The organism is Plantibacter auratus (assembly GCF_050587365.1).
Lineage (GTDB): Bacteria > Actinomycetota > Actinomycetes > Actinomycetales > Microbacteriaceae > Plantibacter > Plantibacter auratus.
Genome location: NZ_JBOBFV010000004.1, coordinates 147,643 through 161,241, shown reverse-complemented (window position 1 = coordinate 161,241; position 13,599 = coordinate 147,643). Strand labels below are relative to the sequence as shown.

The following is a 13,599-nucleotide window of genomic DNA, read 5'->3' as shown; positions in this document are numbered from 1 at the left end:
AAGGTAAAGTAACTGCCATGAGACCCAGTGCACGGAACGAGATCCTCGATGCGGCCGTCCGCGTCGTCGACGCCTCCGGAGAGGCCGACATCACCTACGAGGCGGTGGCGCAGGAGGTCGGTCTGACGAAGGCCGGCCTGCGCTACCACTTCCCCTCACGGGACGCGATGATGATCGCGGTGATCGAGCACGTGGTCGCTCGCTGGCAGCGCGAGCTCGTGGAGGAGTTGGGGGCGCCGCTCGAGACGTCGACACTCGAGGAGCGTGTGCGGGCCTTCGTCGCCTTCGCCGGGGAGGGCGGGGCGAGCCAGGGCGAGTTCGTCGTCTTCGCCGAGGCGGTCAGGCGTCCCGAACTCGCCGCTCCCTGGCTCGAGTACCTCCGCACCTGGTTCGGGTTCGGTGAGGATACCGATTCGACCTCCCTCCTGCTCGTCTGGTTGGCGGCGAACGGCCTCTGGATCGCCGAGGCGACCGGCATCCTCGACGTCGGCCGCAACCAGCGCGCCGACCTCGTCTCGCGACTCCTGGCCCTCGCTGGAGGTGAAGCCCGATGAAGAAGTGGCTGATCCTCTCCGCCGCCATCCTGTTGGAGGTCACGGCGACCCTCTCGCTCCGTGGCGCCATCGAGAACCCCTGGTGGTCGATCCTCGCGGTGGCCGGATACGCGGGCGCGTTCGTCGCGTTGTCGCTCCTGCTCCGCATGGGGGTGCCGATCGGGGTGGTCTACGGGATCTGGGCGGCCGCCGGCGTCGCACTCACCGCGGTGCTGGCGTCGCTCGTGTTCGGCGAGCAGTTCACCTTCACGATCGGGCTCGGCATCGCGATCGTGATCGCCGGCGTCGTGCTCGTGGAGACGGGCCACGCGCCGGAGTCGCCGACGCCCGCCGCGACCAACGAGGAGGTCGGCGCATGACCTGGTTGCTCCTGGCCGGCGCCATCGTCACCGAGGTCGCCGCGACGCTCTCCCTGCGCGCGTCGGAAGGCCTGCGGAAGAAGCGGTGGATCGCTCCCGTCGCCGTGTTCTACGTGACCGCCTTCGGACTGCTGACCATCGCACTCGCGAACGGGATGCCCGTCGGGATCGCCTACGGGATCTGGGCCGCCTGCGGGGTCGCCCTCACGGCCATCGGTGCGCGCGTGCTCTTCAAGGAGAAGCTGACGCCGAAGATGATCGTCGGCATCGGCCTGATCGCGGTCGGTGTCCTCGTCATCGAGCTCGGTTCCCAGGCGCACTGACCCGCGCAGGTCGTCGCCCCACACTCACTCTCCGCCCGAAAGGAAACGCGTGTTCACCATCGCTCCCGCCTCGCCCGCCGACCTCGAGGAGGCCGCGGCCGTGCTCGCGACCGCCTTCCGACAGGACACGGTCACCTCGACGCTCGTCTCCGGTTCTGACCGTGAGCGCCGGCTCGCCCTCCTCTTCGAGGCGATGCTGTGCTCGGGTGCGGCATCGAGTGGCCGCGTCGACCTCGCTCGCCGGGACACCGACGGTGTCGTCCTCGGTGTCGCCGTCTGGGAGACGCCGGACGCCCGCCACTCCGTGCTCGACCAGGTGCGGCAGCTGCCGAGGTTCGCCCGTGCGCTGGGGCTGCGCGGACTTCCGCGAGCCATGCGCCTGCAGCGGACTCTCGCGCTGCACCGTCCGGCCGAACCGCACTGGTACCTCGCACAGATCGGCGTCGGCGACGGCGCTCGCGGGGCCGGTGTCGGGGGTGCGCTCCTCGAGTCACGCCTGCGCGCCATCGACGCCGCCGGCCTCCCCGTGTACCTGGAGTCGTCGAACGAGCGCAATCGCGCGCTGTATCGGCGAAGCGGATTCCGGAGTATCGCCTCCATCACGGGCATTCCGGGCGTGACGCCGGCTGCGATGTGGCGGGACGCCGCGCGGTCCGCTCCTGCGTCGACCGTCTCGGCGTCGACGGACAGGCGTGGATCGGTGGCCGTTGACGCTGGACTCCCGTCGCCGGCCTGACCGTGGCCTGACGGGGTGGGGAGCTGTACCCATTGAACGGCTGTCGGGTCTGCGGCATCCTCGTCTTGGGCGATACCGCTCGTGACCGACAGCCTTGGGGGGCTCCTGTGGACAGCAACGTGCTCGCGATCATCGCCATTCTCGTCCTGCTCGCCATCGTCGGGCTGGGGGTGTTGAAGGGACTCGGCCGCCGGAAGCTGCGCGAGACGGCGACGAACCGTCGCGCCACCAAGGTGCCGGAGATGCTGCAGGAGTTCGGGCGCTCGGTCGTCCTCGGCACGGACCCCGCCGGTGCGACCGCGCTCATCGAGGAGCTGCCGAAGCGCAAGGCCAAGTCGCTGCGGCCCGGCGTGTGGGGCATCGATTACGTCGCCAAAGACGACGTCACGATCGAGGTCCACTCGACGGGCGCAGGTTCCGAGGTGGTGGTGACGTCGCTCACCGAGTACCTCGGCTTCCCGCAGGGCCTCGACGGCTGGCAGCGCTTCGCCAAGCAGCTGGAGGAGGCAGCGAAGGCGCAGGGTGTCCCGGTGCAGCGTGGTGCTCGGGCGTTCCAGTACCTGCCGGCACCCGCGAACACCCTCGACAAGGCGCGCTGGGTGCTCGCCAAGGTCGTCGCTCGATGAGTCACCTCCCCTGAATCGCGGCGGCGCTCATTCACCCCTCCGCAGGAGCGGTGGAGGCACCAGCACCGTCGTGGCCGCGACCGATACCATCGGGCAATGCCCACCGCGAGGTTCGACACCGTCCTGATCAATGGCAGCGTGGGCACCGGGAAGACCTCCGCTGCCGAGGCAGTCGGTGAGGCGTTGCAGCGATGCGGCGTTCCAGGCGCGGTCATCGATGTCGACTGGTTGCGCCGGTTCTGGCCTGCGCCCGAGGACGACCCGTTCCGGACCGCTCTCGCTCTCGAGAATCTGCAGTCGATCACCGCGAACTTCCGGCGAGCCGGCGCGGCGGTCGTCGTCGTCGCCACGGTGATGGAGACGCCCGACCAGCTGCATCGCACCACCGTCGCCCTCGGCTCCCCGAGGCCGCTGCACGTGCGCCTGACCCTGGATCCGGACGTCGCGCGCTCGAGGCTGGCCGGACGCCACGGTGACGACGAGGCGGCGCTCAGCTGGCACACGCGGCGTCACCCCGAACTGGTGGGCGTCCTCGAGCGGGCCGGATTCACCGACGACATGCGCATCGACACGACTCACAAACGGCCCAGGGAGGTCGCTCGAGAGATCCTCTCGGCAATCATCGCCGGTCCCTGAGCTTGTCGAAGGGCTGGGAGCCCTCGTCTGGTAACTGAGCCTCCCTCCGGTCCCTGAGCCTCCCTCCGGTCCCTGAGCCTGTCGAAGGGCCCGCCGACCGCCCTCTGCCTACAGGTTCCCGAGGTAGGCCAGGCGCTCGCCGCCGAGCTCGATCGCCAGCGCTCGCTGCCGCTTCACCCGTCGCCATCGCACGATGAAGAGCACCGTCCCGACGGCCGTGAGGACGAGGCTGACGCCGAGCATGACCGGTCCGGTCGCGCCCAGCTCCTCCGGGTCGACCGACAGGAAGGCACCCGCGAGGACCCCGACGCCACCGACGCAGGTGCCGAAGTACGCTCCGGCCGCGAACAGGCGCGACGCGGGGATCGGGCCGAGGAAGTGCTGCAGGAGCACGGGCGGGAGTCCGCGGCGGCGTTGCTCCGGCCCGCGCCGCTCGAGCCAGTCGAGGGAGAACCGCTGGGCGAGGTGGATCTCCCTCGCTCGCGCGATGCCGCCGACGATCCACGCGACGAACGCGAGCAGTGCCGAGCCGACCACGGCGACGGCGACGAGCGCGTTCGCGTCGGACGGCAGGAGGCTGTCGATGACCCCTTCGGCGATGGCTGCCCCGAAGATCGCGAGCAGGCCGATCCCGGCGAGACCGATGAGGATCCGGTCGCAGATCCTCCGGAGGGTGCGTGGGCCGACCGTCTCCGGGATCGGTTGCAGGTGGACGACCTCGTCGTCGTCCGCGAGCCAGGAGCGGACCCTCGCCTGATCCTGTGGAGGAATCCACGACGGCAACTCGCGTCCGTCGTCCGGGTCGCCGCGCTCTGCATCCCGATCGCCGCGCTCCGCATCCCGGTTGCCGAGCGCCCCATTCCGGTCACCGAGCTTGTCGAGGTGCACTCGGTCGACGATCTGCTCCGCGGCCAGCCGGGCCGGGTCGTCCGGTCGACGGAATCGGTCGTCGTCCGTGTCGTCGTCGACCGCCGTCCCTGTGTCCTCGTCGGCGATGATCGACCCGTACTGCGGCGCAGGCGGCACGAGGGGAGTCGGGTTCGGAGCATCAGGCGCCGCCGGAGCGATGTCCTGATGCGCGCGCACGACGTCCTCCACTGCGCCCTGGGCGGCCCGCATCGCTTCGTCCCGGATGCTCCGGCCGAGCGGCCCCGCGGCCTGGACCACCGCTTCGAGCAGTTTCACGTCGCCGGTGGACTCCGCAGCGGCGATGCAGTCGGCGATGAACCCGCGTCGACCGATCATCACATCCGAGCCCTTCCCGGCGAGTGAGCGGGAGATGCGTTCCCGGCCGACGTCGAGTGGATCCTGGCCGGTGTCGTCGGGGATGCCGCTGCTGGCGATGAGTGCGACGAGTGGCACGAGGTCGGAGGTGGGGAGACTGCGAAGCCAGCCGCCGTTCACGATGATGCGTGCGCGTGCGCCGGTGTCGGTCGTGAGTCGCAGGCTGAGGGCAGGCGTGGTCGCGGCGGGATTGCGGGTGAGGAGTTCGCCACTCACGATCGAGCGCAGTGGGATCGTCTCACCCCGGACGAGCGCGGTGCCGCGAACGGCGTCGACGCCGACCGGGCGGAAGGCGGTCCGGAGGTAGGACAGGCAGATGCCGGCGGTGAGGATGAAGAAGACCGGAATGACGATGAGCGCCGTGGGTGCGACGTCGAAGATGCCGTCGATGACGCTTCCGGTGATCCAGCCGAGGACGGTGGCGAGGATGCCCGACAGGATCAGGATGAGGACGAGGTTCGCCCTGACGGGATGGCGGCCGATCATGGTGAAGCCGTCGTTCGTCGGTCCTGGTGCTGCGCTCACATCGTCCTCTCGGCAGGTGGTCGCATCGACTGTTCCATGTCGGCGCCCGTCGTGTCGATGGGGAGCCCCTCCGTGGTCTCCGAGCCGTACTCGCCCCTGAGTCACCTCCTCCGGTCCCTGAGCCACCTCTTCCGGTCCCTGAGTCTGTCGAAGGGCGTCACCTTCCCCGGTCCCTGAGCCTGTCGAAGGGCGTCACCTTCCCCGGTCCCTGAGCCTGTCGAAGGGCGTCACCCTCCGTGGTCTCTGGGCTTGTCGAAGGGCGTGACCCTCCCCGGCCCGCTGAGTCTCCCTGCCCGGTCCCTGAGCTTGTCGAAGGGCGATTCGCGTCTTCGGCTTCCGTGTTGTAGGCTCTACTTCGGCCTGCCGAGCCGAAGTTCTCTTCTCTCAGCAAGCAATGCGCCCGTAGCTCAACGGATAGAGCATCTGACTACGGATCAGAAGGTTGGGGGTTCGAATCCCTTCGGGCGCACGTTTCGAAAAGCGGTCCACTTCGGTGGGCCGCTTTTTTCGTCCCGCCTGACAGCAGGATATCGGCGCGAGAACAGGATGGAATCGCGGGAAACCTCCGGTTCTCGGGCGTTTGTCCTGCTGTGGTGCCGAGGGAGCTACGCCCGGCAGCTGTCCAGCGTGGATGTGAGCACCTGGCGGTCGGCGTCGTCGACCGTGAGGTTGTACGCCATCAGCACGAGCACGAACCGAGCCGCGTACTCGCAGTGCGAGGCGGCCGAGGGCGGCATCCAATCGCCGGGGCCGGAGTCCGACTTCGAGGAGTTCGTCGCGCCGTCGACGGCCTGCAGGTTGATCGGGTCGTTCGCGAACTGCTCGCGCTGCTGCTCCGTCCACGTGTTCCCGCCGTGACGCCAACCCCACGCGAGCGGCACGACGTGGTCGATCTGCACGAGCTGACTCGACCGCTCACCGCGCTGGAAGTCGATCGTCGACCCCGTGTAGAGGTCGTGCAGCACGCCGGTGAGCACGACGCAGTCGCGGGTCCCCGGCTTGAACGTGACGTCGACGAGGTCGCGAGCCAGCACGTCGTTGCGGGTGTCGCAGCCGTTGCGGTCGATGTCCGCCCAGCGCTGGCCGAACCGGTCCCGGTCGTAGCCGGTGGCCACCTGGGTGGCGGTGTCGACGTCGGCCAGCGCGTCTTCGACTGCGGCGGCCGAGACGACCAACTGCCCGAACGCGTCCACGACAGCGAAGCCGGCGGCCTCGAGCGATGCCCGTGCGCTCGGGCTGACCGCCGCGGGCGTCGGTGCGAGCGACGTTTGCGCTGGTGACCCCGGCTCGCCGAACACGATCCCGCCGTCGACCTGCGTCGCGACGAGCACCACGACGGCTGCAAGGAGCGCGACGAGCAACGCCAAGGGAGTCTTCTTCATGCTGGGTGCTCTCCTCGGGGTCTGCTCCACCAGCGTAGAGGCGGGCGCCGACACGAGGTCGCCGGACGTCAGCCCCGGTAGGCGTCGCTCCGATGGCCGAGCGTGATGACGACCACGAGGAGCACACCCTCATCGATCGTGTACACGATCCGATAGTTGCCCACCCTGACCCGGAAGCCGGGGCGCCCCTGCAACGCCGTGGCGCTCGGCGGGCGTGGGTTCTCCCCGAGCAGAGCGATCGCGGCCCGGATGCGTCGCTGGTCCTGATTGTCGATCCTGCGGAGCGCCTTGATCGCGGCCGGCCGCAGCTCGATGTCGTATCGACTCATTCCCAGCCGAGGTCGGCCTTCGCCTGCGCCCACGGGATGCTGTCGCCCTCCTCGGCCATCGCCGCGTCGAAGGCACGGGCGTCCTCGGCGTCTTCGAGCGCCTCCATCATCCGGTCGTACTGTTCGGGACTGATGATGACGGCCTCCGCGCGCCCGCGACGCTCCACGAAGACGGCTTCGGTGTGGGACCGCGCGATGAGCTCGGAGAACTTCGCACGAGCTTCGGTGACGTTGATCCGGGACATATCGCAAGTGTACGTTTTGAGCCTCCGTCTGTACATGTGGGGTGACCGCGGCTTCGGACAACGGCCTCCAGGCAGCCTAGACAAGGTGTGCGGACGACCGACGGCGCTCTCCACAGGGGTGCCCTTCGACAAGCTCAGGGACCGGCGGAGGTGCGCTCAGGAGCCGGCGGAGGCGCGCTCAGGGACCGGCGGAGGTGTTCTGCGGGACCGGGGGACTGCCGCTCGCGGCAGGGGCGGGATAGGGTCTAGCAGACACCGGGTGCCCCACAACGGGCGCCCGCGATCAAGGAGGATCACGTGTCAGGTAACAGAGCTGTCGCCTACAAAGCAGCGGGTGTCGTCGAGGTCATCGACATCGACTACCCCACCTTCGAACTCAAGGACGGACCGGGGGTGAACCCGGCCAACGTCGGCCGGAAAGTCCCCCACGGTGCCATCCTGAAGACCGTCGCGACCAACATCTGCGGCTCCGACCAGCACATGGTCCGCGGCCGCACCACGGCACCGCCGAACCTCGTCCTCGGACACGAGATCACCGGTGAAGTCGTCGAGGTCGGACCGGACGTCGAGTTCATCAAGGTCGGCGACATCGTCTCGGTGCCCTTCAACATCGCCTGCGGCCGCTGTCGCAACTGCAAGGAGCGCAAGACCGGCATCTGCCTCAACGTGAACCCCGACCGCCCGGGCAGTGCCTACGGCTACGTCGACATGGGTGGCTGGGTCGGCGGTCAGGCCGAGTACGTGCTCGTGCCCTACGCCGACTGGAACCTCCTGAAGTTCCCGGACCGCGACCAGGCGCTCGAGAAGATCATGGACCTCACGATGCTCTCCGACATCTTCCCGACCGGCTTCCACGGTGCGGTGACGGCGGGCGTCGGCGTCGGCTCGACCGTCTACGTGGCAGGTGCGGGACCGGTCGGACTCGCCGCAGCGACCGGGGCCATGCTCCTCGGCGCCGCTGCGGTCATCGTCGGCGACATGAACGCCGACCGGTTGGCCCAGGCGCGGAGCTTCGGCTGCGAGACGGTCGACCTCACCAAGGGCGAGCCGGCGGAGCAGATCGAACAGATCCTCGGTGTCCCGGAGGTCGACTGCGCGGTCGACGCCGTCGGGTTCGAGGCTCGTGGTCACGGCGGCGACGCGGGTCACGAAGCCCCGGCGACCGTACTCAACTCGCTCATGGACATCACCGCGGCCGGCGGAGCGCTCGGCATCCCCGGGCTCTATGTGACGGGTGACCCGGGCGGTATAGACGAGGCCGCGAAGAAGGGCGCGCTGTCGCTGAGCCTCGGTACCGGCTGGGCGAAGTCGCTGTCGTTCACCACCGGTCAGTGCCCGGTCATGAAGTACAACCACGGCCTGATGATGGCGATCCTGCACGACAAGGTCCACATCGCGAAGAACGTCAATGCCACCGCGATCACCCTCGAGGACGCCCCGCGCGGGTACGCCGAGTTCGATGCGGGGGCTGCGCAGAAGTTCGTCCTCAACCCGAACGGGTATCTGGACGCAGCGTAGGCGGCACTGCGACATCACCGAGAGCGCCCGTTGCGTCGTCTGGAGAGCTTCAGGACGACGGAACGGGCGCTTTCGGCTGCCCGTCGACAGGCTCAGGGACCGGGCGCCGGGGACGGATTCATCTCCTCACCGGGAGGTCCCGACTACTGAGTTTTCACCGAAACGCGTGCTGCGAGGCATCCGGTACGGCGTTGTCTGACGAACTGCTGAGTGAACCGTGAGATTCCCTCCTTACGGTCCGTCTCTTCAATGACGCGGGAAACCGACGGGGCCATGGGGCCCGTCCCGCGACGAAGAGACCCCCACTCGCACAAGGACGACCATGCAACACTCCTTCCTCGCATCCGAATCAGATCCGGAGAGTGACTCCGACACCGGCCCGCTGCTCGGCAGCACGAGTAGCTCGGTGTCGACGGTTCCGATCCGCAAGGTCACGGTCAGCGGCGACGACCCGGCGGTCGCCCGGCAGAACTACGAGCGCGCCTACGACGGCAGCCGCTTCACCGTCACCCGCGGTTCCGAGCCGTTCTCGTTCCAGTGGGTGTCGATCGGCGACGACCGCGTCTCGCTCCGCACCGCGACGATGACCGGGCACGTCACCGGCGAGACCCCGGGCCTCACCGACTACGTGGTCTCGTGGGTCACGACCGGCGGCGGCTGGATCGTGCGTCGCGACGGCCAACGGATGGAGATCCCGCGACACCCGTTCGTCCTCCCGTTCCACCGGCCGTACACGGTGCACCTCGCCCCGCATCGGCAGAACTCCGTGCTGTTCTCCGCACCGTACCTCGAGGACATCGCGACCGAGATCCACGCCGGCCCGAGTCAAGCGGTGTCCTTCGACCTCGAGGCGACGCCGACACCCGAGGCGATCGAGCGCTGGCGCGTGGCGCTGAACGCCTCCACCCCGGTGCTCACCGACGAGACGGCCCCTCCGCTGCTCCGCATGAACGCCCAGCGACCGCTCGCCCTCGCGCTGCTGCAGCTCGCACCGTGGGCGGTGGTCGACCTGCCGGAGCCGCTCCGCGAGCCCTCGATGGCGCGCACCCGCCTCGCGGTCGAATACCTGCACCACCACGCGGCGGAGCCCATCACGCCCGCCGACGCGGCGAAGGCGGCCGGGCTGCACACGAGGACGCTGCAGCTCCACTGCCGTCGCGAGCTCGGCATGTCGCCCACCGCCTACCTGCGCGACATCCGCCTCGACCGCACCCGGCGCGAGCTCGCCGACAGCTCGCCGCAGGAGACCACGGTCGGCGAGGTCGCGAAGCGGTGGGGATTCGTCCACCTCGGCCGCTTCGCCTCCGCCTACCGGAACCGCTTCGGCGAGGGCCCGAGCCAGACCCTCCGCGCCTGATCGACGAGTCGCGAATATCCAGAAACTGAGTGCTTCGCGACGAAAACGAGATCGACCGTGATGATCGGGCGTGACGCGCAGTCTCATAGATGTCGCCCGGAACACGGGCACCGCGACCGGACACCCGGACCGCGAAACCGCAGTACCAGCCACCGAAGGAGCAACACCATGTCGAACACCACCGACACCGCCAACCACGCAGCCACCGCCTCCACGGGCAAGAACGTCATCGCCGACGGCGTCGTCCAGAAGGTCGCCGGCATCGCAGCCCGCGAGGTCCCCGGCGTGCACGACCTCGGCGGCGGAGCAGCTCGCGCCATCGGCGCCATCCGCAACGCCATCAACGCCCAGGACCGCGGTCAGGGCGTCTCGGTCGAGGTCGGCGAGAAGCAGGTCGCCGCTGACATCGTGATCGTCGCCGAGTACCCCGTCGACCTCCAGCGCGTCGCGGACGACGTCCGTCGCAGCGTCACCGACGCGATCTCGAACGTCGTGGGTATGGACGTCACCGAGGTCAACGTCACCGTCTCCGACGTCCACATCCCGTCGGACGACGACAACGACGCTGACGAGAGCCGCGTCCAGTGACCACGACCGATCGCGGCATCCTCGTCGGTGCCGTCCTGGCACTGGCTGCCGTCGCATTCGGGTTCTGGAGCATGATCCTCGTCGCGCTGTTCATGCTGATCGGATTCGGCATCGGACGCGTGTTCGAGGGCAAGCTCGACCTGCGCGGTGTCGCCGACGCGCTCCGCGGGCGGCGGTCGTCGTGACCGCGGCGGTGACGGCCGAACAGGCCGTGCATGGTCGCAACACGATCAGCTCCCGCGCCGTGCGTCGCGTCGTGTCTGCCGTCACCGCGGAGGAACTCGGTGTGCGGGCGTCGGAGGTCTCGGTCGAGCTCTCCGACGCCCAGGGGGCCCTCACGGTCACCGCGAGCACGCCCATCCACGTGTCGCCGCTCGGCGCCGGATCCCGGACCTCGGGAACCGTCCTCGAACGCCTGGCGCGCGCGCAGACCAGCATCCGTGAGCGGTGCCTGGACCTGACCGGGTCGACGATCGGACGCGTCGACCTCCACATCACGGGCGCGAAGCTCGAAGAACGAAGGAGGGTGTTGTGAGCACCCCAGCCCTGTACCGCCGCGCGGTGCGTCGCGAGACCCACTCGCCGCGGTCGACGCTTGCAATCACGATCGCGATCATCCTCGCGCTCGTGCTCGCCTGGCTCGGCACCGAATCGGTCCTGGCCGCGATCGGGCAGCCGGCGCTCCTCGTCGCACCGAAGGACATCGTCACCGCGGTGCTGACCGCGGCGACCGCACCGGCCCCGCTGCTCGTCGCCATCGGCGCGGTCGCGGCGATCATCGGCCTCGTGCTGATCGTCCTGTCGCTGGCCCCCGCCCGCCAAGGGCGTCGCGGGTCGATCGCCGACCGCACCGCGGCCGTCGTGGACGACCGCGTGATCGCGCAGTCGCTCGCCCGCGTCGCCTCGTACGCCGGCGATATCGATCCCTCGCAGGTGAGCGTCAGCGTCGGCGCCAGGAGCGCCCGCGTCGACGTCACGCCGACGAGCGGCCGACGCGTCGACCAGCGCGAGATCCAGCAGGCCGTGGACGCGGAGGTCGCGTCCTACGACTACCGACCGGCGCTCCGCGCCAGGGTCCGCGTGAGCAGCAAGGGAACGGTGGCCTGATGAACTCCACGAATCGATTCCTCAACCGGTTCTTCATCTTCGTCGTGGGACTCGTCGTCCTCGCGGCCGGCGCGGCCCTGTCCGTGGGCGCGCTCCTGCCTGATGTGCAGCGCACGATCAGCGAGAACGCCGAGCGGGCCGTCGGACCGACGAACGACACCATCGACGCCCAGCCGTGGATCCTGTGGGTCGCGGCGGTCGTCGCCCTGCTGCTCATCCTGGTCATCCTCTGGTTCGTGTTCCGGCAGGGCCGCGGGCACACCGGAACGCTGCTGCAGGTCGACGAGCAGCGGACGAAGGACACCCCGACCGGTGGTCGCGTCCTGCTCGACGTGAAGGTCGCCGAGCAGGTCCTCGAGGAGGCGATCGGGCGCAACCCCGACGTGGTCGCCGTCGACGTCACCGGCTTCCGGATCCGCAAGCAGTCCACGCTGCGCCTCACCGCGCACGCTCGTCGCGGCGCCTCGCCCGTCCAACTGCGGCGCGACATCGAGGCGGCCATCCACGAGTGGGACGGCGTCCTCGGGACGTCCACCCCGGTGGTCATCCAGATCGTCAGCGGACTGCGCACGCGGCTCGCCAGCACCAACCGGGTCGTCTGACCCGACACCCCGCGGTGCCGTTGCGGCACCCGAACCGACAGCAGTAGGACCGATGCACCGCCGACGCGGTGCGAGGAGGATCGCATGAGCGACGACACGAAGCACCCGGACCAGCACCACATCCCCACCCCGGCCGAGGTCCGGGCTGAGCACCCGACGGTGCTCGTGCCCGCGCATCCCGATGACGAGGTCCGCCGCATCGAGTCGCACGACGGCGAGCACGCGGGGACCGCGCCCGCTCCTGTGGTCGCGCCGGCGAACGGGGCTGTCGCTGGTCCGGAGGCCGCTGAACCGGCCGTGGCCGACTCGATCTCCGCCGAGACGCCGACCGTGACGGTGTCGGAGCCGGTGGCTTCGTCGGAAGCGGCAGACGCACCGGTGGTCGAGCTCGACTCCGGCCGCCGGCGTGAGCAGGAGGCCGACGAGCTCGCCCAGGTCATCGCCACGACGGCCGAGACGGTCCCCGGCGTGCACGCCCTCGGCTCCCCGACGGCCCGCGCCATCGACAGCGCCCGCACCCGCCTGCTCGGCCGAACCGCCGTCCCCGGCGTCAACGTCCTGGCCGACGACGACGTGCTGAACGTCGAGGTCTCACTGGTTGCCGAGTACCCGGCCAGCATCGACGAGGTCGCGGACACCGTCCGGGCCGACGTCGCGGCGGCGCTGGAAGCCCGCCACCCCGGACCGGTCGACATCGACATCACGGTCACCGACATCCACGGGCCGTTCGACCCGATCGAGCCCGATCCGGGCGAGGCGATCGACGACGCGAAGGCCGCCATCGGCAATGCGACGTCTGCGGCGGGTGCCGCGATCGGCGATGCAGCGGAGGCCGCCGGGGATGCCCTCGGCACGGCGAAGGCTGCTGCATCGGACGCGGTGGACTCGGCGCGAGCCGGAGCGGCCGACCTGGCCGACGCCGCCGGTGACGCGGTGGAGCAGCGGACCGGCCGGTCCGAGGGCGACGACGGCCGGTCGCTGGAGAACGAGCAGCCGGTCGTGGTCGCGGGTGCCGACGACGAGCTCACGGCCGACGGCGACGTCGCCGGTGAACCGATCGATGAGGTGGTGTCGGATTCCTCCGACGACGTTTCGGAGGAACTCGCCGAGGCCGCCCGCCAGCTGGCCACCGCGGCCGACTCGCTCGCGACCGTCGCCGAGGAGGTGACGCACGGCGCCGACCCGAACCTCGCCGACGCTGAGCCCGCCGGGGCGGCTGACGCAGACCCGACTGCCGACCTGGCTTCGGATGCCGACCAGAACGGCGGCGCCGCAGAGACCGTCGACGGAGCCCCGAGCGCGCTCGAGCCCGCCGACGATGACACGCACGACCAGCCTGCCCCGAAGGTCGCTGACGTCGACGAGGTGGCGGACGCTCCCGCCGAGGCCACGGCCGTCCAAGCCGCTGTGCCGACGAAGGAGCAGTGA

General features: G+C 69.8%; 18 protein-coding genes and 1 tRNA gene. 15 read left to right on the top strand and 4 right to left on the bottom strand.

From position 1 onward, the window contains the following. Positions 1–17 precede the first annotated feature (17 nt). The 6 genes from ACQ3HE_RS15920 (at position 18) to ACQ3HE_RS15895 (ending at position 3,234) form a co-directional block, all read left to right on the top strand. Positions 18–554 carry a TetR/AcrR family transcriptional regulator gene (locus tag ACQ3HE_RS15920; protein WP_430893426.1) on the top strand — a complete coding sequence of 179 codons (537 nt, stop codon included), beginning with the start codon at positions 18–20 and terminating at the stop codon, positions 552–554. Next, positions 551–913 (top strand): DMT family transporter, encoded by a 363-nt coding sequence (locus ACQ3HE_RS15915; protein WP_086475329.1) that lies wholly within the window; start codon positions 551–553, stop codon positions 911–913. Before ACQ3HE_RS15920 ends, ACQ3HE_RS15915 begins: the two co-directional genes overlap by 4 nt. Then, entirely contained in the window at positions 910–1,236 is a 327-nt protein-coding gene (locus ACQ3HE_RS15910) for a DMT family transporter (protein WP_071260538.1), read from the top strand. The genes ACQ3HE_RS15915 and ACQ3HE_RS15910 overlap by 4 nt, the downstream gene beginning before the upstream one ends. Positions 1,237–1,285: 49 nt before the next feature. Further along, entirely contained in the window at positions 1,286–1,972 is a 687-nt protein-coding gene (locus ACQ3HE_RS15905; RefSeq protein ID WP_430893425.1) for a GNAT family N-acetyltransferase, read from the top strand. A gap of 107 nt (positions 1,973–2,079) precedes the next feature. Then, positions 2,080–2,598 (top strand): hypothetical protein, encoded by a 519-nt coding sequence (locus tag ACQ3HE_RS15900; RefSeq protein ID WP_430893424.1) that lies wholly within the window; start codon positions 2,080–2,082, stop codon positions 2,596–2,598. Positions 2,599–2,694: 96 nt separating this feature from the next. Next, the gene (locus ACQ3HE_RS15895; protein WP_430893423.1) at positions 2,695–3,234 is read left to right on the top strand and encodes an AAA family ATPase; all 540 of its coding nucleotides are present in this window, start codon (positions 2,695–2,697) and stop codon (positions 3,232–3,234) included. A gap of 108 nt (positions 3,235–3,342) precedes the next feature. Here the strand turns inward: ACQ3HE_RS15895 and ACQ3HE_RS15890 are convergent, their stop codons facing one another. Next, positions 3,343–5,043 (bottom strand): hypothetical protein, encoded by a 1,701-nt coding sequence (locus ACQ3HE_RS15890; RefSeq protein ID WP_430893422.1) that lies wholly within the window; start codon positions 5,041–5,043, stop codon positions 3,343–3,345. 396 nt (positions 5,044–5,439) lie between these two features. Here ACQ3HE_RS15890 and ACQ3HE_RS15885 point away from each other — a divergent pair. After that, positions 5,440–5,512 (top strand) — tRNA-Arg (locus tag ACQ3HE_RS15885). A 136-nt stretch (positions 5,513–5,648) separates the two neighbouring features. Here the strand turns inward: ACQ3HE_RS15885 and ACQ3HE_RS15880 are convergent. The 3 genes from ACQ3HE_RS15880 to ACQ3HE_RS15870 all read right to left on the bottom strand — a co-directional run bounded on the left by ACQ3HE_RS15880 (position 5,649) and on the right by ACQ3HE_RS15870 (position 6,999). Then, on the bottom strand, positions 5,649–6,425 hold the full coding sequence (locus ACQ3HE_RS15880) for an HNH endonuclease family protein (protein WP_430893421.1): 777 nt from the start codon (positions 6,423–6,425) through the stop codon (positions 5,649–5,651). 68 nt (positions 6,426–6,493) lie between these two features. Next, positions 6,494–6,754 carry a type II toxin-antitoxin system RelE family toxin gene (locus ACQ3HE_RS15875; RefSeq protein WP_430893420.1) on the bottom strand — a complete coding sequence of 87 codons (261 nt, stop codon included), beginning with the start codon at positions 6,752–6,754 and terminating at the stop codon, positions 6,494–6,496. Continuing rightward, entirely contained in the window at positions 6,751–6,999 is a 249-nt protein-coding gene (locus tag ACQ3HE_RS15870; RefSeq protein ID WP_064296825.1) for a type II toxin-antitoxin system Phd/YefM family antitoxin, read from the bottom strand. Before ACQ3HE_RS15870 ends, ACQ3HE_RS15875 begins: the two co-directional genes overlap by 4 nt. Positions 7,000–7,296: 297 nt before the next feature. Between ACQ3HE_RS15870 and fdhA the strand changes: the two genes are divergently transcribed. The 8 genes from fdhA to ACQ3HE_RS15830 all read left to right on the top strand — a co-directional run bounded on the left by fdhA (position 7,297) and on the right by ACQ3HE_RS15830 (position 13,599). After that, a complete protein-coding gene (gene fdhA, locus ACQ3HE_RS15865) occupies positions 7,297–8,517 on the top strand; it encodes a formaldehyde dehydrogenase, glutathione-independent (RefSeq protein ID WP_079706515.1) in 1,221 nt (406 codons plus the stop codon). 322 nt (positions 8,518–8,839) lie between these two features. Then, a complete protein-coding gene (locus ACQ3HE_RS15860) occupies positions 8,840–9,874 on the top strand; it encodes a helix-turn-helix transcriptional regulator (protein WP_430893419.1) in 1,035 nt (344 codons plus the stop codon). Positions 9,875–10,042: 168 nt separating this feature from the next. Beyond that, the gene (locus tag ACQ3HE_RS15855) at positions 10,043–10,462 is read left to right on the top strand and encodes an Asp23/Gls24 family envelope stress response protein (protein WP_085513765.1); all 420 of its coding nucleotides are present in this window, start codon (positions 10,043–10,045) and stop codon (positions 10,460–10,462) included. Further along, a complete protein-coding gene (locus ACQ3HE_RS15850) occupies positions 10,459–10,647 on the top strand; it encodes a DUF2273 domain-containing protein (protein WP_430893418.1) in 189 nt (62 codons plus the stop codon). Before ACQ3HE_RS15855 ends, ACQ3HE_RS15850 begins: the two co-directional genes overlap by 4 nt. Beyond that, a complete protein-coding gene (locus ACQ3HE_RS15845; RefSeq protein ID WP_064296820.1) occupies positions 10,644–10,997 on the top strand; it encodes a hypothetical protein in 354 nt (117 codons plus the stop codon). The genes ACQ3HE_RS15850 and ACQ3HE_RS15845 overlap by 4 nt, the downstream gene beginning before the upstream one ends. After that, positions 10,994–11,569 (top strand): hypothetical protein, encoded by a 576-nt coding sequence (locus ACQ3HE_RS15840; RefSeq protein ID WP_430893417.1) that lies wholly within the window; start codon positions 10,994–10,996, stop codon positions 11,567–11,569. Before ACQ3HE_RS15845 ends, ACQ3HE_RS15840 begins: the two co-directional genes overlap by 4 nt. Then, a complete protein-coding gene (locus ACQ3HE_RS15835; RefSeq protein WP_430893416.1) occupies positions 11,569–12,171 on the top strand; it encodes a hypothetical protein in 603 nt (200 codons plus the stop codon). Before ACQ3HE_RS15840 ends, ACQ3HE_RS15835 begins: the two co-directional genes overlap by 1 nt. 84 nt (positions 12,172–12,255) lie before the next feature. Next, complete coding sequence (locus ACQ3HE_RS15830) at positions 12,256–13,599, top strand: Asp23/Gls24 family envelope stress response protein (protein ID WP_430893415.1); 1,344 nt, start codon at positions 12,256–12,258, stop codon at positions 13,597–13,599.

What these genes read in the sequence shown, in the direction of transcription:
- ACQ3HE_RS15920 (WP_430893426.1), top strand. Translation starts at nt 18, where the DNA reads ATGAGACCCAGTGCACGGAACGAGATCCTCGATGCGGCCGTCCGCGTC.
- ACQ3HE_RS15915 (WP_086475329.1), top strand. Translation starts at nt 551, where the DNA reads ATGAAGAAGTGGCTGATCCTCTCCGCCGCCATCCTGTTGGAGGTCACG.
- ACQ3HE_RS15910 (WP_071260538.1), top strand. Translation starts at nt 910, where the DNA reads ATGACCTGGTTGCTCCTGGCCGGCGCCATCGTCACCGAGGTCGCCGCG.
- ACQ3HE_RS15895 (WP_430893423.1), top strand. Translation starts at nt 2,695, where the DNA reads ATGCCCACCGCGAGGTTCGACACCGTCCTGATCAATGGCAGCGTGGGC.
- ACQ3HE_RS15880 (WP_430893421.1), bottom strand. Translation starts at nt 6,425, where the DNA reads ATGAAGAAGACTCCCTTGGCGTTGCTCGTCGCGCTCCTTGCAGCCGTC.
- ACQ3HE_RS15875 (WP_430893420.1), bottom strand. Translation starts at nt 6,754, where the DNA reads ATGAGTCGATACGACATCGAGCTGCGGCCGGCCGCGATCAAGGCGCTC.
- ACQ3HE_RS15870 (WP_064296825.1), bottom strand. Translation starts at nt 6,999, where the DNA reads ATGTCCCGGATCAACGTCACCGAAGCTCGTGCGAAGTTCTCCGAGCTC.
- ACQ3HE_RS15860 (WP_430893419.1), top strand. Translation starts at nt 8,840, where the DNA reads ATGCAACACTCCTTCCTCGCATCCGAATCAGATCCGGAGAGTGACTCC.
- ACQ3HE_RS15855 (WP_085513765.1), top strand. Translation starts at nt 10,043, where the DNA reads ATGTCGAACACCACCGACACCGCCAACCACGCAGCCACCGCCTCCACG.
- ACQ3HE_RS15835 (WP_430893416.1), top strand. Translation starts at nt 11,569, where the DNA reads ATGAACTCCACGAATCGATTCCTCAACCGGTTCTTCATCTTCGTCGTG.
- ACQ3HE_RS15830 (WP_430893415.1), top strand. Translation starts at nt 12,256, where the DNA reads ATGAGCGACGACACGAAGCACCCGGACCAGCACCACATCCCCACCCCG.